Origin of the sequence: Desulfofustis glycolicus DSM 9705, from assembly GCF_900130015.1 — a bacterium.
GTDB lineage: Bacteria > Desulfobacterota > Desulfobulbia > Desulfobulbales > Desulfocapsaceae > Desulfofustis > Desulfofustis glycolicus.
This window is the reverse complement of sequence record NZ_FQXS01000010.1, coordinates 69258-83240: the sequence shown is the minus strand read 5'-3', so window position 1 is coordinate 83240 and position 13983 is coordinate 69258. Positions and strand designations below refer to the sequence as shown.

General features: G+C 57.1%; 9 protein-coding genes. 8 read left to right on the top strand and 1 reads right to left on the bottom strand.

Annotated elements, in window-relative coordinates; translation table 11 throughout:
- The first annotated feature begins 29 nt into the window (after positions 1-29).
- From BUC26_RS09980 to BUC26_RS09970, 3 genes are all read left to right on the top strand, one after another.
- Positions 30-1910, top strand: coding sequence for a DUF294 nucleotidyltransferase-like domain-containing protein (locus BUC26_RS09980; protein WP_073375688.1), 1881 nt, complete (start codon positions 30-32; stop codon positions 1908-1910).
- Between the two features lie 639 nt (positions 1911-2549).
- Entirely contained in the window at positions 2550-4580 is a 2031-nt protein-coding gene (gene acs / locus BUC26_RS09975) for an acetate--CoA ligase (RefSeq protein ID WP_073375687.1), read from the top strand.
- A 186-nt stretch (positions 4581-4766) separates the two neighbouring features.
- Positions 4767-5195, top strand: coding sequence for a DUF2809 domain-containing protein (locus BUC26_RS09970; protein ID WP_073375685.1), 429 nt, complete (start codon positions 4767-4769; stop codon positions 5193-5195).
- Between the two features lie 320 nt (positions 5196-5515).
- Here BUC26_RS09970 and BUC26_RS09965 read toward each other — a convergent pair whose 3' ends face one another.
- On the bottom strand, positions 5516-7294 hold the full coding sequence (locus tag BUC26_RS09965; RefSeq protein WP_073375683.1) for a sodium:solute symporter family protein: 1779 nt from the start codon (positions 7292-7294) through the stop codon (positions 5516-5518).
- Positions 7295-7701: 407 nt separating this feature from the next.
- Here BUC26_RS09965 and BUC26_RS09960 point away from each other — a divergent pair, with 407 nt between their 5' ends.
- The 5 genes from BUC26_RS09960 (at position 7702) to BUC26_RS09940 (ending at position 13933) form a co-directional block, all read left to right on the top strand.
- The gene (locus BUC26_RS09960; RefSeq protein WP_073375681.1) at positions 7702-10056 is read left to right on the top strand and encodes a PAS domain S-box protein; all 2355 of its coding nucleotides are present in this window, start codon (positions 7702-7704) and stop codon (positions 10054-10056) included.
- Positions 10057-10133: 77 nt separating this feature from the next.
- Positions 10134-11063, top strand: a complete 930-nt coding sequence (locus tag BUC26_RS09955) for a mechanosensitive ion channel family protein (RefSeq protein WP_073375679.1) — start codon at positions 10134-10136, stop codon at positions 11061-11063.
- A 15-nt stretch (positions 11064-11078) separates the two neighbouring features.
- Positions 11079-12017, top strand: a complete 939-nt coding sequence (locus tag BUC26_RS09950) for a universal stress protein (protein ID WP_073375678.1) — start codon at positions 11079-11081, stop codon at positions 12015-12017.
- A gap of 178 nt (positions 12018-12195) precedes the next feature.
- Positions 12196-12417: a hypothetical protein gene (locus tag BUC26_RS09945; protein WP_073375676.1), complete on the top strand. Its 222-nt coding sequence runs from the start codon at positions 12196-12198 to the stop codon at positions 12415-12417.
- Between the two features lie 265 nt (positions 12418-12682).
- Complete coding sequence (locus tag BUC26_RS09940; protein WP_073375675.1) at positions 12683-13933, top strand: CsgG/HfaB family protein; 1251 nt, start codon at positions 12683-12685, stop codon at positions 13931-13933.
- The last annotated feature ends 50 nt before the right edge of the window (positions 13934-13983 follow it).

The following is a 13983-nucleotide window of genomic DNA, read 5'->3' as shown; positions in this document are numbered from 1 at the left end:
TTTTTCACCGGCAACCAACGAGGTCGTTCATGGAAGAAGCCTATCGCTACAAGCCCTACTGCTTGCTGTCCGAAGACGAATTCGCCGCCGTTGCCGAGCACCTCTACCGCGAGGCCGCGCCGAAGAAAACAGTCCTGCTGACACAGGAAATTACCCCGGTCGATCGGTTTCGCGTGCTGACCTTCGGCGCCGCCCGGTTTTTCTTCGAATTCAATTTCAGCGAGACACTGAAACGGGACTTGCACCCGGGCGACAGCTTCGGCGGCATCTCGATCCTGCTCAACGAGGGAATTGCCACGAAAACCCTGCGGATCGAAGAAGACGCCGAGATGATCACCCTGGATGCCAATCATTTCCTTTCCTTGTGCGAAAAGAGCGACGCCTTTACCGAATTTTTTACCAACGCCTTCGGCAAGAGCATGATCAACCGGACCTATGCCGGCATCATCTCCCGCCAGGTCAAGGACAAGGAGCTCAACCTGCCCTTTTTCAACCAACCGATCGCCGCGATGTACCGAGCCGCCGTAGCCTCCTGCAGTGCCGACACCCCGATCAGCCAGGCCGCCCGTACGATGGCCGAATCCAACAGCAGCGCCCTGCTCGTACGGGATGACGAACGGATTGCCGGCATCCTCACCGACGCCGATCTGCGGAAAAAGGCGGTTGCCAGACAACTGGACCTGTCCGGCCCGGTCGGGGCGATCATGTCGTCGCCGGTCATCAGCATCAGTGACCAGTCCCTGGTCTATGAAGCGTTTCTGGAAATGATCGACCAGGATGTCCGTCATCTGATGCTTCTCGACCAACAGCGAGATGTTACCGGTATTATAACCGAAAAGGACCTTATAGTAGCCCAGACCAAATCGACGTATCTGCTGATCAAAACCGTCAAGGCGGCAAAAAACATCAGACAGCTGGAAAACATTCATGCCCGGCTGACCAGAATGCTGCTGACGCCGATCCAGAACGGGGCCAGCACCGAGTATATCACCAAACTGATCACCGCCTTCTCCGATGCCATCATCGACAAGACCATCAGCTTCGCCATCGATGAACTCGGGCCGCCGCCCTGTCAGTTCGCCTTCATGATCATGGGTTCGGAAGGCCGCGAGGAACAGACGTTCATCTCGGACCAGGACAACGCCATCGTTTATCAGGATCAGCAGGACCAAGCCGCGGCCGCCGCGGCTGAAGACTATTTTAACCGCCTTGCCGAACGGGTCTGCAACCAACTCGATCGTGCTGGTTACCGGCTCTGCACCGGCGATAACATGGCGAAAAACCCGAAATGGTGCCAGCCGATGTCGGTCTGGCAGCACTACTTTCGGTCCTGGATCCGTACGGCCAACCCGCAGGACCTGCTCCACTCAAGCATATTTTTCGATTTTCGCGGGATCTGGGGCGAGGTAGCGCTGGCCGACAAACTCAAAGAGAACCTGCTCGGATCGATCGATCGCTGGCCGGGGTTCCTCAGAAACCTGACGGAGAACACGCTCTTTTTCAAACCGCCGGTAAATTTTTTCGGAAAACTGCTGGTCGAGAAAAAAGGCGCTCACAAGGGCTGTTTCGATATCAAGCTGGCCATCCTGCCGATTATCGATTTTGCCCGTATCTACGCATTGAAAAACAAGATCGCCGACAACAACACGCTCAGACGGCTATTTCGGTTGCACAAGATGCGCGTTTTTTCCGACAAAGACTACCGCGATCTGGTGCAGACCTACAATTATCTCATGCGGCTCAGATTTCTTCGTCAAATTACGGTAATCATCGATGAACAGCAGCAGCCGGACAATTATATCAATCCGGAACACCTCTCCTATCTCGACCGGGCTATGCTGAAAAGCGCCTTCAAACGGATCGAAAAATTTCAGCAGAAACTCAATTTCGACTTTACCGGCACTCTCTGACTCAATCGCCCGGGTGTCGGTCAGCATCGGGAACCGCTCAATATTTCAACACAAGAGAGACCTGGAAAAGTGATGCGGCGACTTCCGGCAGGACATTTTTTCCTTGAGCAATACTTAAATGCATGATAAGGAAAATTGATATATAAGCTAGGTTATTACTGTTTCGCAGTACCCCATGGGCACCATATCCGGTTATCTCCCCCTGCGTTAACCGGACACCGGGTTCTGCCAACCGGCGGCACGGAGATGATGGTGCCGGTACCTGGTCGCTTGCCGTCGTCTTCTTCGATTCGAAACGCCTCAGCACGACTCAAGGTTTCGCCGCTTGCGGCCGAGGCCTGAGATAGTTCCCGGACAGGTCCGGTCGGTCCAGTAGCGGGCCTGCCGACAGCCTCGTGTACGCTTGTTCCACACCCCCGGCGAGGTCCCTTTTCCCGCCGGGGACACCCGGTTTTGGCGACCGGTGGCAGTGTTTGCAGCACAACGGTTACCGTCGCCGAACCGCCCGAAAACGGCGTGTATTTGACCGGCTGGCCCGGCTTCTTTTCGATAAGCAGGGCGACTCGAGAAACAAAAGGAAATCTTGAACGAAATTTCGAAATTTTCAAGCCTCCCAAAAACGAACAAGGAGCGACAACCATGAGCGAAAAGAACATCGTTGAAACCTCTGCAGCCGAAATAGCCGTCCATTGGCAGGAAGAGGACTATTTTGCTCCCTCTCCAGCCTTCATCCACCAGGCCAACCTGGTCGATGAAACTCTTGCCGATCGCTTCAGCCTGGATAATTTTCCCGATTATTATACCGAATTTGCCGAATTGCTCACCTGGTACAAATACTGGGATGAGGTACTCGACACCAGCGACGCACCCTGCTGGAAGTGGTTCAGAGGTGGTAAACTCAACGCCAGTTACAATTGTATCGACCGTCATCTGGCCAAAAACAAAAATAAGACCGCCATTCACTTCGTCCCGGAACTGGAGACCGAACGGGTCGATCACATCACCTATCAGGAACTCTACGTCCGGGTCAACGAATTTGCCGCACTGCTGCGCAACAGCGCCGGGCTCAAGCGCGGTGACCGAGTCACCATCCATATGCCGATGTCGGTTGAACTGCCGATCACCATGCTCGCCTGCGCCCGGCTCGGCGTCATCCACTCGGTGGTTTTCGGCGGTTTTTCGGCCAGCGCCTGCGCCGACCGGATCATCGACTCGAACAGCCGTGTTTTGATCACCATGGACGCCTATTATCGCGGCGGCAAGCTGCTTGACCACAAAACAGTCGACAACGAAGCCTGCGGGCTCGCCGAAAAAGAAGGGCAGAAGGTCGACAAACTGCTGGTCTGGCAACGCTATCCCGGCAAGATGTCATCAAATGCCGAGATCGTCGAAGGGCGCGATGTAATCGTCAACGACGAACTGAAGAAATACTACGGTGCCCGTATCGAGCCGGAGCAGATGCTCGCCGAAGAGCCGCTCTTCCTGATGTACACCAGCGGCACCACCGGCAAACCGAAGGGGGCGCAGCACGGTACCGGCGGCTATCTCGCCTACGTCACCGCTATGTCCAAATACATCCAGGACATCCATCCGGAAGACGTCTACTGGTGCATGGCCGATATCGGCTGGATCACCGGCCACAGCTTCATCGTCTACGGCCCGCTCGCCTTGTGCGCCTCGACCGTCATCTACGAGGGTATCCCGACCTATCCCGACGCCGGCCGCTGCTGGCGTATCGCTCAGGATCTCGGCGTCAGCATCTTCCATACCGCGCCGACGGCAATCCGCGCCCTGCGCAAGGTGGGACCGGATGAACCGGCCAAGTACAACTACAACTTCAAGCATATGACCACCGTCGGCGAGCCAATCGAACCGGAGGTCTGGAAATGGTACCACAAGGTGGTCGGCAAGGGCAAAGCGGTCATCGTCGACACCTATTGGCAGACCGAAACCGGCGGCTTCCTCTGCGCCACGGTGCCGGGCATGCAGTTGATGAAGCCGGGCAGCGCCGGACCGGGCGTTCCGGGCATTCACCCGATCATCTACGACGAAAACGGCACGGTGATTCCGCCCGGCGCCGGCAAGGCCGGCAACATCTGCATCCAGAACCCGTGGCCCGGCTGCTTCCAGACCATCTGGGGCAATCGTGAACGGTTCGTCGACACCTATTTCAAGATGTACAACAAGAACCCGAACAGCAAGGACTGGCGCGACTGGCCATATCTGACCGGCGATGCCGCGATGGAGGCTGCAGACGGCTATATTCGCGTGTTGGGACGGATCGACGACGTGATCAACGTTTCCGGTCACCGCCTCGGCACCAAGGAAATCGAATCGGCGGCACTGACTGTTCCCGAAGTCGCCGAAGCGGCGGTGGTACCGGTCATCCATGAGGTCAAAGGCACCGAACCGGAACTCTACGTGTCGCTGCGGCCCGGTTTCGAACCCTCGGCGGAACTTCGTCAGAAAGTGGCCGATGCCATTGTCACTCAAATCGGCAAGATCGCCCGCTGCAAGAACGTTTATATCGTTCCCGATATGCCGAAGACCCGCTCCGGCAAAATCATGCGGCGGGTTCTCGGCGCCATTTCCAACAAGGGTGATGTCGGCAACGTGATGACCCTGGCCAACCCCGAAATCGTCGATCAGATCAAAGGCATGGTCGACTGACCGGTTTGGCGCCGACTCTGCCGCTCAACAGGGCGGCGAGATCGACTGCGGGGCAGCCGCCGCATCGACCGAAGGCTGCACCGCGCAAAGAGGTGTTGCTTGCCAGGCGCAGGGCAGCTGGCTGATCATGGTATTACCGTCGCTCCGCATTGCCCGGCAATAACTCCAACAGGAAAAGGATTTTTCATGAACGACACGACCGGCGTCGCCACCGCTGCCCCGCCCACCCATCAGTACGGCAAGAGTAGGATCACGCTGCTCAAATTCCTGATCATCTGTCTGCCGCTCTGGCTCAGCGCCAAATTCTACGCCGGCCCGTATCACGAGCACGTTGGGCTCTATCTGGCCGGCATTTTTTATCTCATCTGCTGGGCGCTGCTCATCCAGATAGCCCTGCCGTGGTTGCGTGAGACGCCGCTGTTGATCGCGCTGTTCCTGGTCTTTTGCGCCATTGAACTACTTGCTTGGCAGGCACCCGAACTGCTGCAAGGATTTTCCGTGAGCCTCGATAACCGAACCGTTATCGGCGCCCATTATTCGCTGAACAAGATTCCCTATTACGGCGTCGGCGCCTTTATCTGCTATTTCATACTGAAGGCCTGCCGAACCAATTAAGGGCAATGTCTTAGAGCCTGGTGGATTGCGTTCAACAGCCCGCCACCTGCTCAACCTGCCCCCCCTCTCACCGGGCAGTACAGCCCGGTGAGAAGGTACCTGCCGCCCAAAACAAACCTGACTGCCCCGCAGCAATTAAAAAGGGAGCTGCCGATTATTCGGCAGCCCCCTTCTTTCGTACACTACCAGTTGTCAGTTACCTAGCCCCACAACCCCCAACCGAAGGAAGCGGTAAACAAAATGGCGAAGGCGACAACGATGATCAGCCAAATGTCTTCTCTTGCCATGACGATCTCCTAATCAATGGATGGTTGTAATCGTTAGATCTCCTTGACAACGATGTTCTGATCGGTGTCGGCCCGGGCGATCTGCTCGGCGGACGTCGTCGACATCTCGGCCTTGAAGCACAGGGCCCACATCAACACGATACCGACGATCCACCAGACGATCTGCCAGGACCAGAGCGGTGCGAACCCGGCGAAGGAAAAGGCCGAGTTGCCGAGCATACACAGCGGTCCAATGGCAAAGACGTACCAGAGCGGAACCAGGAACTTCATTGCATTTCGCCATTTCTGGCCAGTTTCGGACGGCGAGTCGATGGAGGTCAGCCATTCACGAACCTCGGCCTGCCGCTTGATCGTCTCCTCGTTATCCTTGATCCCCAGGCCGCGACACAGGTACGCCAGTACCAGACCGGCGAACAGACCCCAGAACGCGGTGTGCATTGACAACGGGTACTGGTACCAGAAATAGGTGATGAAACAGGCAACGATGGCACCGAGCAGGCCGATGACCACGCCGATGGACGGGTACTTGAAGCCGTAATGGACACCCATCAGCATCAGGTACATGATAAAACCGAACGATGTGGCGAACCCACCGATCATGACAATCGCCCCCGGCGCCGTCAGGCTGACGCCCACCGCCAAAACGGTGAGCACCGTGACGAAGATCCGATTAGCCCAGATCTGTTCGGCATGGCCGGCTTCCTGCTTCTTGAAATAGCGCCAGTAGACATCACGCAGGATGATCGTGCCGCCGGTGCCGATATAAGGTGCGGCGGTCGAGTGGATGGCGGCAATGATGCCAAGGAAGACGATAGCCATCATCGGACCGGGCAACAGATAGTTCATCAACATCGGCACCAGGTCACCGTCGACTTGCGGGGCGATGAGCCCCTGGTTCATCAGGATGCGCCCGCCCATGCCCTGGAAAGCGGTGAAGAAGAACAGGGCCAGACCGACAACGAAGGTAGACATGAAGACCTGTTGCCAGGCCAGCGGTTTCGGCGAGGACATGCCATAGTTCCACAGGATGAAGGCCGGCGAGGACTGGATGCCCATCAACGCGAACATATAGGTGAGGATCATCACCGCAGTCCAGCCGCCGGTCCCGAGGCCGAATTTCATCAGGCTCGGCACCTCCACGTATTTCGCTTCAAACCCCTGAACAGCCTGGGTGAACGAACTCCAGCCGCCGATCGCATCGGCGGTGACGGTGTACCAGCCGAGGATGACGATACTGGTCACCAACAGGATGAACTGGATGACCCCGACCCAGGTCGACGCCTTGAGGCCGCCGGTCACCACGTAGAACCAGACGATAAAGGCCATGAAGAAGAGGCCGGCGGTATAGGGTACGCCGGCGACGATTTCAAACAGCTTGGCGGCGGCGATCAATTGCAGACCGGTATAGAACATCGAGTAGAGCACGGCCGACAGTACGGTCAGCCAGCGGATCGCCTCGTTGTTGTAGTAGTAGGCAAACATATCGCCCGGGGTGACAAAACCGTAGCGCTTGCCCATCAGCCAGTTCCGTTTGGCGAAAAAGGCGCCGGTAATCGGAATGGTCAGAACGTAGAACGAGGCAAAGGCATAGGCCAGGCCGTCACGCCAGATCAGGCCGGGGTGACCGACCGTGGTCCAGCCCGAAAACGAGGCGGCCGTTGCCGCCATCAAAAAGGCGATAAAGGGGATCGAACGACCACCGATGGCATACCCGGAGGCGGTTTTCTCGGTGAAGTATCCCCTCAAACCCCACCAGAAGCAATAGATTATGTATAGTCCCAGAAAGATATACACCCATGTTCTTGGTTCCATCGTACCTCCCCTCCTTTCATCGTCTCGCGATTGATCTGGCTGGTTAACAGAATGGTTACCAATTGATGGCAGATCTCCGGGATGCCGCATCACCTCCTTTCCCGGCCGAGGTGCTCGAGTTTCACGCTTGTTGCCGTTCCGTCCCCCTGACACGGCCAGCAATCGTGGAGCCGCCGGTGTTACCGTCGACCAAAACATTCACAAATAATGATAAGAAACGCCACTTTTATTTATTACTGTATAGATTCGCTGATGGCAAGCATCATTTTATTTTATTTGCAGTCTCGTATTCCCCATGATCGGTGGTGCTTGTCTGATACCCCGGTTTGAACTATGATTGTGCGTGGAGGCGATTCCCGCCGCCGCCACATTATTTTAAGCCTGCGCCTCTTGCCATGGAGATTGCCATGCCCCCTGAACAAACCACTTCGGACGGACCAAGCTCTCCTTATCCGTCGGCTCTCCAGGATTTCCGGGATATTCTATTCAATGCCCCGATCGGCATCTTCACCTCCACGCCTCAGGGGCGTTTTGTCTACGCTAACCCCGCCCTCGCCAGAATGTACGGTTATGACTCCGTTAAGGAACTGCTCGGTTCGGTCGATGATCTCGTCAGGCAGACGTACGTCGAACCGGCCGACCGGGCATTCTTTGTCAGCCAGCTCGAAAAATATGGTGAAATCATCAACGACGAATGTCGTCTGCGTCGCAAGGACGGCTCTTTCTTTTGGGTTTCCCGCACCGCCCGACTGATCAAGGAACTTGACAGTAAAACAATTTATTATCAGGGCTTTACAACCGATATCACCGCTCGCAAAGAGGCCGAGCAGGAACTTCAGACAAGCCGTGAGCGGCTCCACAGTATCTTCCGGATAGCGCCAACCGGCATCGGCGTGGTCAAGCAGCGCGTTCTCGTCGACGTCAATCGACGAATCTGCGAGATGACCGGCTATCACGCCGACGAGTTGATCGGCCGAAACGCCCGGATGCTCTACCCGAGCCGTGCCGATTATGAATTTGTCGGCAAAGAAAAATACCGGCAGATCGCCATCAACGGCACCGGTTCGGTGGAGACCCGCTGGCAACGCAAAGACGGTAAAATCATCGATGTGCTGATGGCCTCGACGCCGCTAGACCCGAACAATCTGGCCAAAGGGGTCACCTTCACCGCGCTGGACATCACCGAACGTAAACAGGCAGCGGAAGCGCTCCGCCAGAGCGAGGAGCGGTTTCGCTCAATGGTCGTGGGCGCGCCCGAACCGATCTTCATTCAGACGCAGCTGCGTTTTTCCTACCTCAATCCGAAAGCAATCGAGTTGTTTGGAGCGAGTCGCGCCGAAGAGCTTGTCAACACTCCGGTGATGGAGCACTTTCACCCGGATTTTCACGATATAGTTCGCGAGCGAATCCAGGTGCTCAACGAAGAGCAGCGCTCGATCGACGAACGCCAGGAACTGCAGTTCATCCGTCTCGACGGGTCGACCGTCTGGGTGGAAACAAGCGGTTACCCGATCGTCTATCAAGGGCAACGCGGCGCCCTGGTCTTTGTCAGAGATATTTCGCAGCGCAAGGAAGCGGAGAAGGAACGCGACATGCTCCAGCAGCAATTGGTGCAATCCCAGAAGATGGAATCAATCGGCCGACTGGCCGGCGGCATCGCTCACGACTTCAACAACATGCTCGGGGTGATTCTTGGCCATACCGAAATGGCCATGGAAGACCTGCCCCCCGACCATCCGCTCTTTGTCAGCCTTCTGGAAATCGACAAGGCGGCTGAGCGTTCGGCAAAACTCACGGGGCAATTGCTCGCCTTTGCCCGCAGGCAGATCGTTGCGCCCCGGATCATCGATCTCAACGATACGGTAACCGGCATGCTGCAGATGCTGCGTCGCCTGATCGGCGAGCAAATCGATCTACTCTGGCTGCCCGGCGCAGAACCCAAACTGGTTAAAATGGATCCCACCCAGATCGATCAGATCCTGGCCAATCTCTGCGTCAACGCCCGCGATGCCATTGCTGACTTCGGCAGTATTACCATCGAGACGGATAGCGTGCTGGTCGACCAGTCCTATTGCGCCGCGCATCCGGATGCCCAACCGGGCGACTATGTGCTGCTTATCGTCAGCGACGACGGTTGCGGCATGGGTCCGGCAACCATCGAACACCTTTTCGAACCCTTCTTTACCACCAAAGAAGTAGGCACCGGGACCGGACTCGGTTTGGCGACGGTCTATGGCATCGTCCGACAAAACGGGGGGTTTATCAATATCTACAGTGAGACCGGGCACGGCACGACATGCCGGATCTACCTGCCGCGCCACCGGAGGCAACAGGAAACCACCGGCGACGACGCCAGCCACACACCGGAAGCGACCGGCCATGAAACCATCCTACTGGTCGAGGATGAACCGATGATTCTCGACATGACCCGTGCCATGCTCCAGCGCCAAGGATACCGGGTACTGGCCGCCGCCCGGCCGGGTGAAGCGAAAAAACTCGCGGCAAGAGAGAGCGGGACCATTGACCTGTTGATCACCGACGTGGTCATGCCCGAGATGAACGGACGTGATCTGGCCGAACAGCTCAAAGAGCTTACTCCCGGCCTGAAGACGCTCTTCATGTCTGGTTATACGGCCAATGTTATCGCACACCACGGCGTCTTGGACGGAGGCGTGTCGTTCATCCAGAAGCCGTTTTGCAAAAAGGAGCTTCTCGCCAAGGTCAGAGAGGTGCTGGACCGGCACGACAAACCTCCTTCCTGATTGGTGCCGGCGTTACGGGCCCGTCAGCCTCATTTTTCGACACCACAGCAGTGTTCACCAGAGAGGAAGAAAATATTATGGAATTGTTGAACAAAATACTTTCTCACATCGACTGGAAGCTCCTCCTGACCACTTCGCTCCGTATCGTACTCGTCCTGGCGATCGCCTGGATTGCATTGATCATGCTGCATAAAGTACTCGAACGGCTGGAACGACGCCTGATCAGAAAGAGCGTCGATAGCGCCGAACCGCCGACCGAATCGGCAAAGCGAGCGGAAACGCTGGTTCGGCTCATCCGCCAGGCGCTCCATATCGCGCTGTGGCTGACGGTCGTACTGATCCTGCTGCGTGAGCTGGGCATGGACATCGCTCCACTGCTGGCCAGCGCCGGAGTGGTCGGTCTGGCCATCGGTTTCGGTGCCCAGAACCTGGTGCGCGATTTTATTTCCGGCTTTTTCTTCATCCTGGAAAACCAGATCCGGGTCGGCGACGTCGCCGTCATCAACGGTACCGGCGGTCTGGTTGAGCAGATCAACTTTCGGACCATCGTGCTGCGCGACCTGTCCGGTGTCGTGCACACCTTTCCCAACGGGACGGTGACCACCCTGGCCAACCTGACCAGGGACTGGTCGGCCTACGTTTTCAATATCGGCGTTGCCTACAAAGAGGACACCGACCGGGTGATCGTCATCATGAATCAGGTCGGAGCTGAACTCCTGGCAGATCCCGAATATGGGAGCGCCATGCTGGAGGAACCGGAAATCTTCGGCGTGGACCGTCTCGCCGATTCGGCTGTGATCATCAAGGGGCGGATCAGGACCAAACCGAGCCGTCAATGGGCCGTCGGCCGGGAATATCTGCGCCGGATCAAAGCCGCCTTCGACCGTGAACAGATCGAGATACCGTTTCCGCACAGCACTATCTATTTCGGCGACAAAGAGCTGTCTCCCGAGATGAAGCTGCTGAAAGCTTTTCACCAAGAAGACAACGGACAGGCGAGTCCATAACCTGATTAGCACACGATGAAACGATTCAAGAATATTCTTTTTCTCAATCAGAGTGGCACAGACCACGCTGCGGCGCTGGAACGGGCCGTTTCTCTTGCCGAACACAATTCCGCCGAACTAACCATCCTTCAAGTCATCCCGGATGATTCTGACGATAAAATTCGCTCCGCACACCACCAAGACCTTGACATGTTGAGCACACCCTATCGCCGGCGCCTGCCGATCCGCACCGAGATACGACAAGGAAGATGTTTTCTTGAAGCAATTCGCGCAGTCGTTTACAACGGTCATGATCTGGTAATCAAAACCGTCGAGGATCCCGACTTTCTGGAAAGGCTGTTCGGCAGCACCGACATGCACTTGCTACGGAAATGTCCATGTCCTCTATGGTTGCTGAAACCGTCGGAACGGACGACGTATCGATCAATCATCGCTGCGGTTGACTTCAATCCGCTCCAGACCAATGGCGATGAATCGGAGCTGAATCAAAAAATACTCGAGTTGGCTGCTTCGCAGGCACTTGCCGATTTCGCCGATTTACACCTGGTTCACAGCTGGCAGGTATTTGGTGAACGACTCGTTCGCGGGCAAACCGACAGTCACGGCAAAAGCATTGCCGGCTATGTCGAGAAAGAGGAGCTGCTTCATCGCAATGGGCTGCGTCAGCTGGGAGAAAGACTGCGCGCTGCCATCGGCAACGATACTTATAGCTATCTCTCGCCGACCCTCCATGTCCTGAAAGGAACGGCGCACCACGCTATCCCGAAACTCGCCCAAGAGATTGACGCAAATCTTGTCGTCATGGGAACACTTGCTCGAACCGGTATCGCGGGCTTGCTGATCGGCAATACTGCCGAAACGATCCTCGAGCAATTGAGGTGCTCGGTATTAGCTGTCAAACCGGACGGATTCGTCTCCCCGGTTGCAGCAGCCGGATCATCATCGAGCAGCTGACGTACCACGGGCGCCATTGACAGTTCACCCCGACAGGCTTAGCATTTAACCTCCGGCCGAGCCCCGCGACAACACATCGATGACGGCTCATGATGGCTGCCGGCATGTACAAACGGTGGGGCACGGCCTACCCGAAAAGTGCCGGCGAGCCTGTCCGTGAGCTGTAAGGAGGTCCGTAATGGCCCACACCTGTCAAAACTGCGGCGCCGTTGCCGATGACCCCGGTCATCTGTGCAACCCCGCCGATGTCCACCTGCACTGCGAGTATTGCGGAGCACACAACGTCTCGGTCAACCATGTCTGCAAAGGCAAACTAGCCGCGATGAACTATTCCTGCAGTACCTGCGGAAGGGTCGCCGAAGAGCGCGATCAGCTCTGCAACCCGACAGACATCACCTGACCAGGCCGGCGGGGTCCTCTCTCTCAGCACGTCCGATCCCGCCGCCTGCCGGGTGAATCCGCCCCGCCTCGCCCCTCCGTTTCCCGCCCCGTCGCCATAGTCTGCCGCAACGAGCCAGGTTGATTGGTGAAATGCGATGACTTTCCTGAACATGTTGGCTATTATGAATCGGTTCCGATCGACGCCATTGCTTGATTTCTTCACGCCGGAACAGCGTGGCTGGACAGCGCACCGCACCCCGGCTGTATCCATCAGGAGGGAGTTCATGAGACACCGGTCGTTTTTCCGATACCTCTGCACCGCCACGCTGTTACTCTACGGTTCAACCGCCGTCCAAGCAGGCCAGGTCATTTCCCGGGAAGAGCGCGACTGGGCACGGCAAGTCGTCAGCGGTCAGGTTCAGCCCGACGAGGTAACAAACTCCAAGACTATTGCCGTGCTCAATTTCCATAACCGCACCGGTCAAAAACGACTGGATGCACTGCAGAAGGGAATGGCTCTGCTGCTGAGCCATGACCTGGCGAAAATCGAGTCGATTACCGTGATCCAGCGCACAAAAGTGCAAGCATTACTCGACGAAGTACAGCCGGGCACCGGTGACGCCGTTGAGGACAGCGCTGCGCCACGCATCGGCAAATTGCTGGACGCCTATTACATGGTCAATGGTGCGATCACCGAAGGATCGATCGAGCAGCTGGCCGTGAACACCTCTCTGATCGACGTGCCCTTCGGCACCACCTCTCCGTTGCCTTCAGCCGCCGGTCCCATCGACGAGTTGTATCGCATCCAGAAGGACGTGCTGTTCCACGTCCTCGACAGTCTCAATATCTATCTACCGACAAAAGAACGCCGCGGCCTGGAAGTTCCGCCATCGGCCAGCACTCCGGCCCTGCTCGCCTTTTTTCTCGGAATCGACGCCTCCGATCGGGGCCAGTACCGGCAGGCCGCCGATCTGTACACCCGGGCACTGGCCGAGGACCCGAGTTTCGATCTGGCCCGCGAGGCCCTGCAGGAACTGACCGAGGGCAATCTGCTCGCTGATCTCGAGGCCGCCCCTGTTGCCCGGACACCGGAACCGCTGCCGCCGCCCCCGGAATCGGAGATGAGTTCATCGATGAAAATCGGCCTCGGCGTTGCCGCCGTTGCCGGCGGGGTTGCCCTGATCGCGGCCGCCGGTGGTGGTGGCGGTGGCGGCGGCAGCAGTGAACCGCCGCCGGCCGAGCCGGAGCCGACCGTCGCCATTGATACTACCAGCGTCACCTGCGCAGAAGATGCCGTGACCTTTACCTTCTCGGAACCGATGGACACCCGTTTCGGCTATGCTGACAGCAGCGAGGCGTCCTTTACCGTGACCGGCAGCTGGCTCGATGTCCAGCATTACCGGACCAGCTGGAGTGGTCAGGAAACCTTTTGCGAAGGAACGGTAACCTCGGTCGATATCATCCTGACCAATTTCCAAAGCGAAGACGCCACCCCGCTCAGCGGCCGGACCGCCTTTACGCTGGAATTCGAATAAAAACGGGACAGTCCCCCTTTTTACTTCGGCAAAAAGGAGGATGTCCCGTT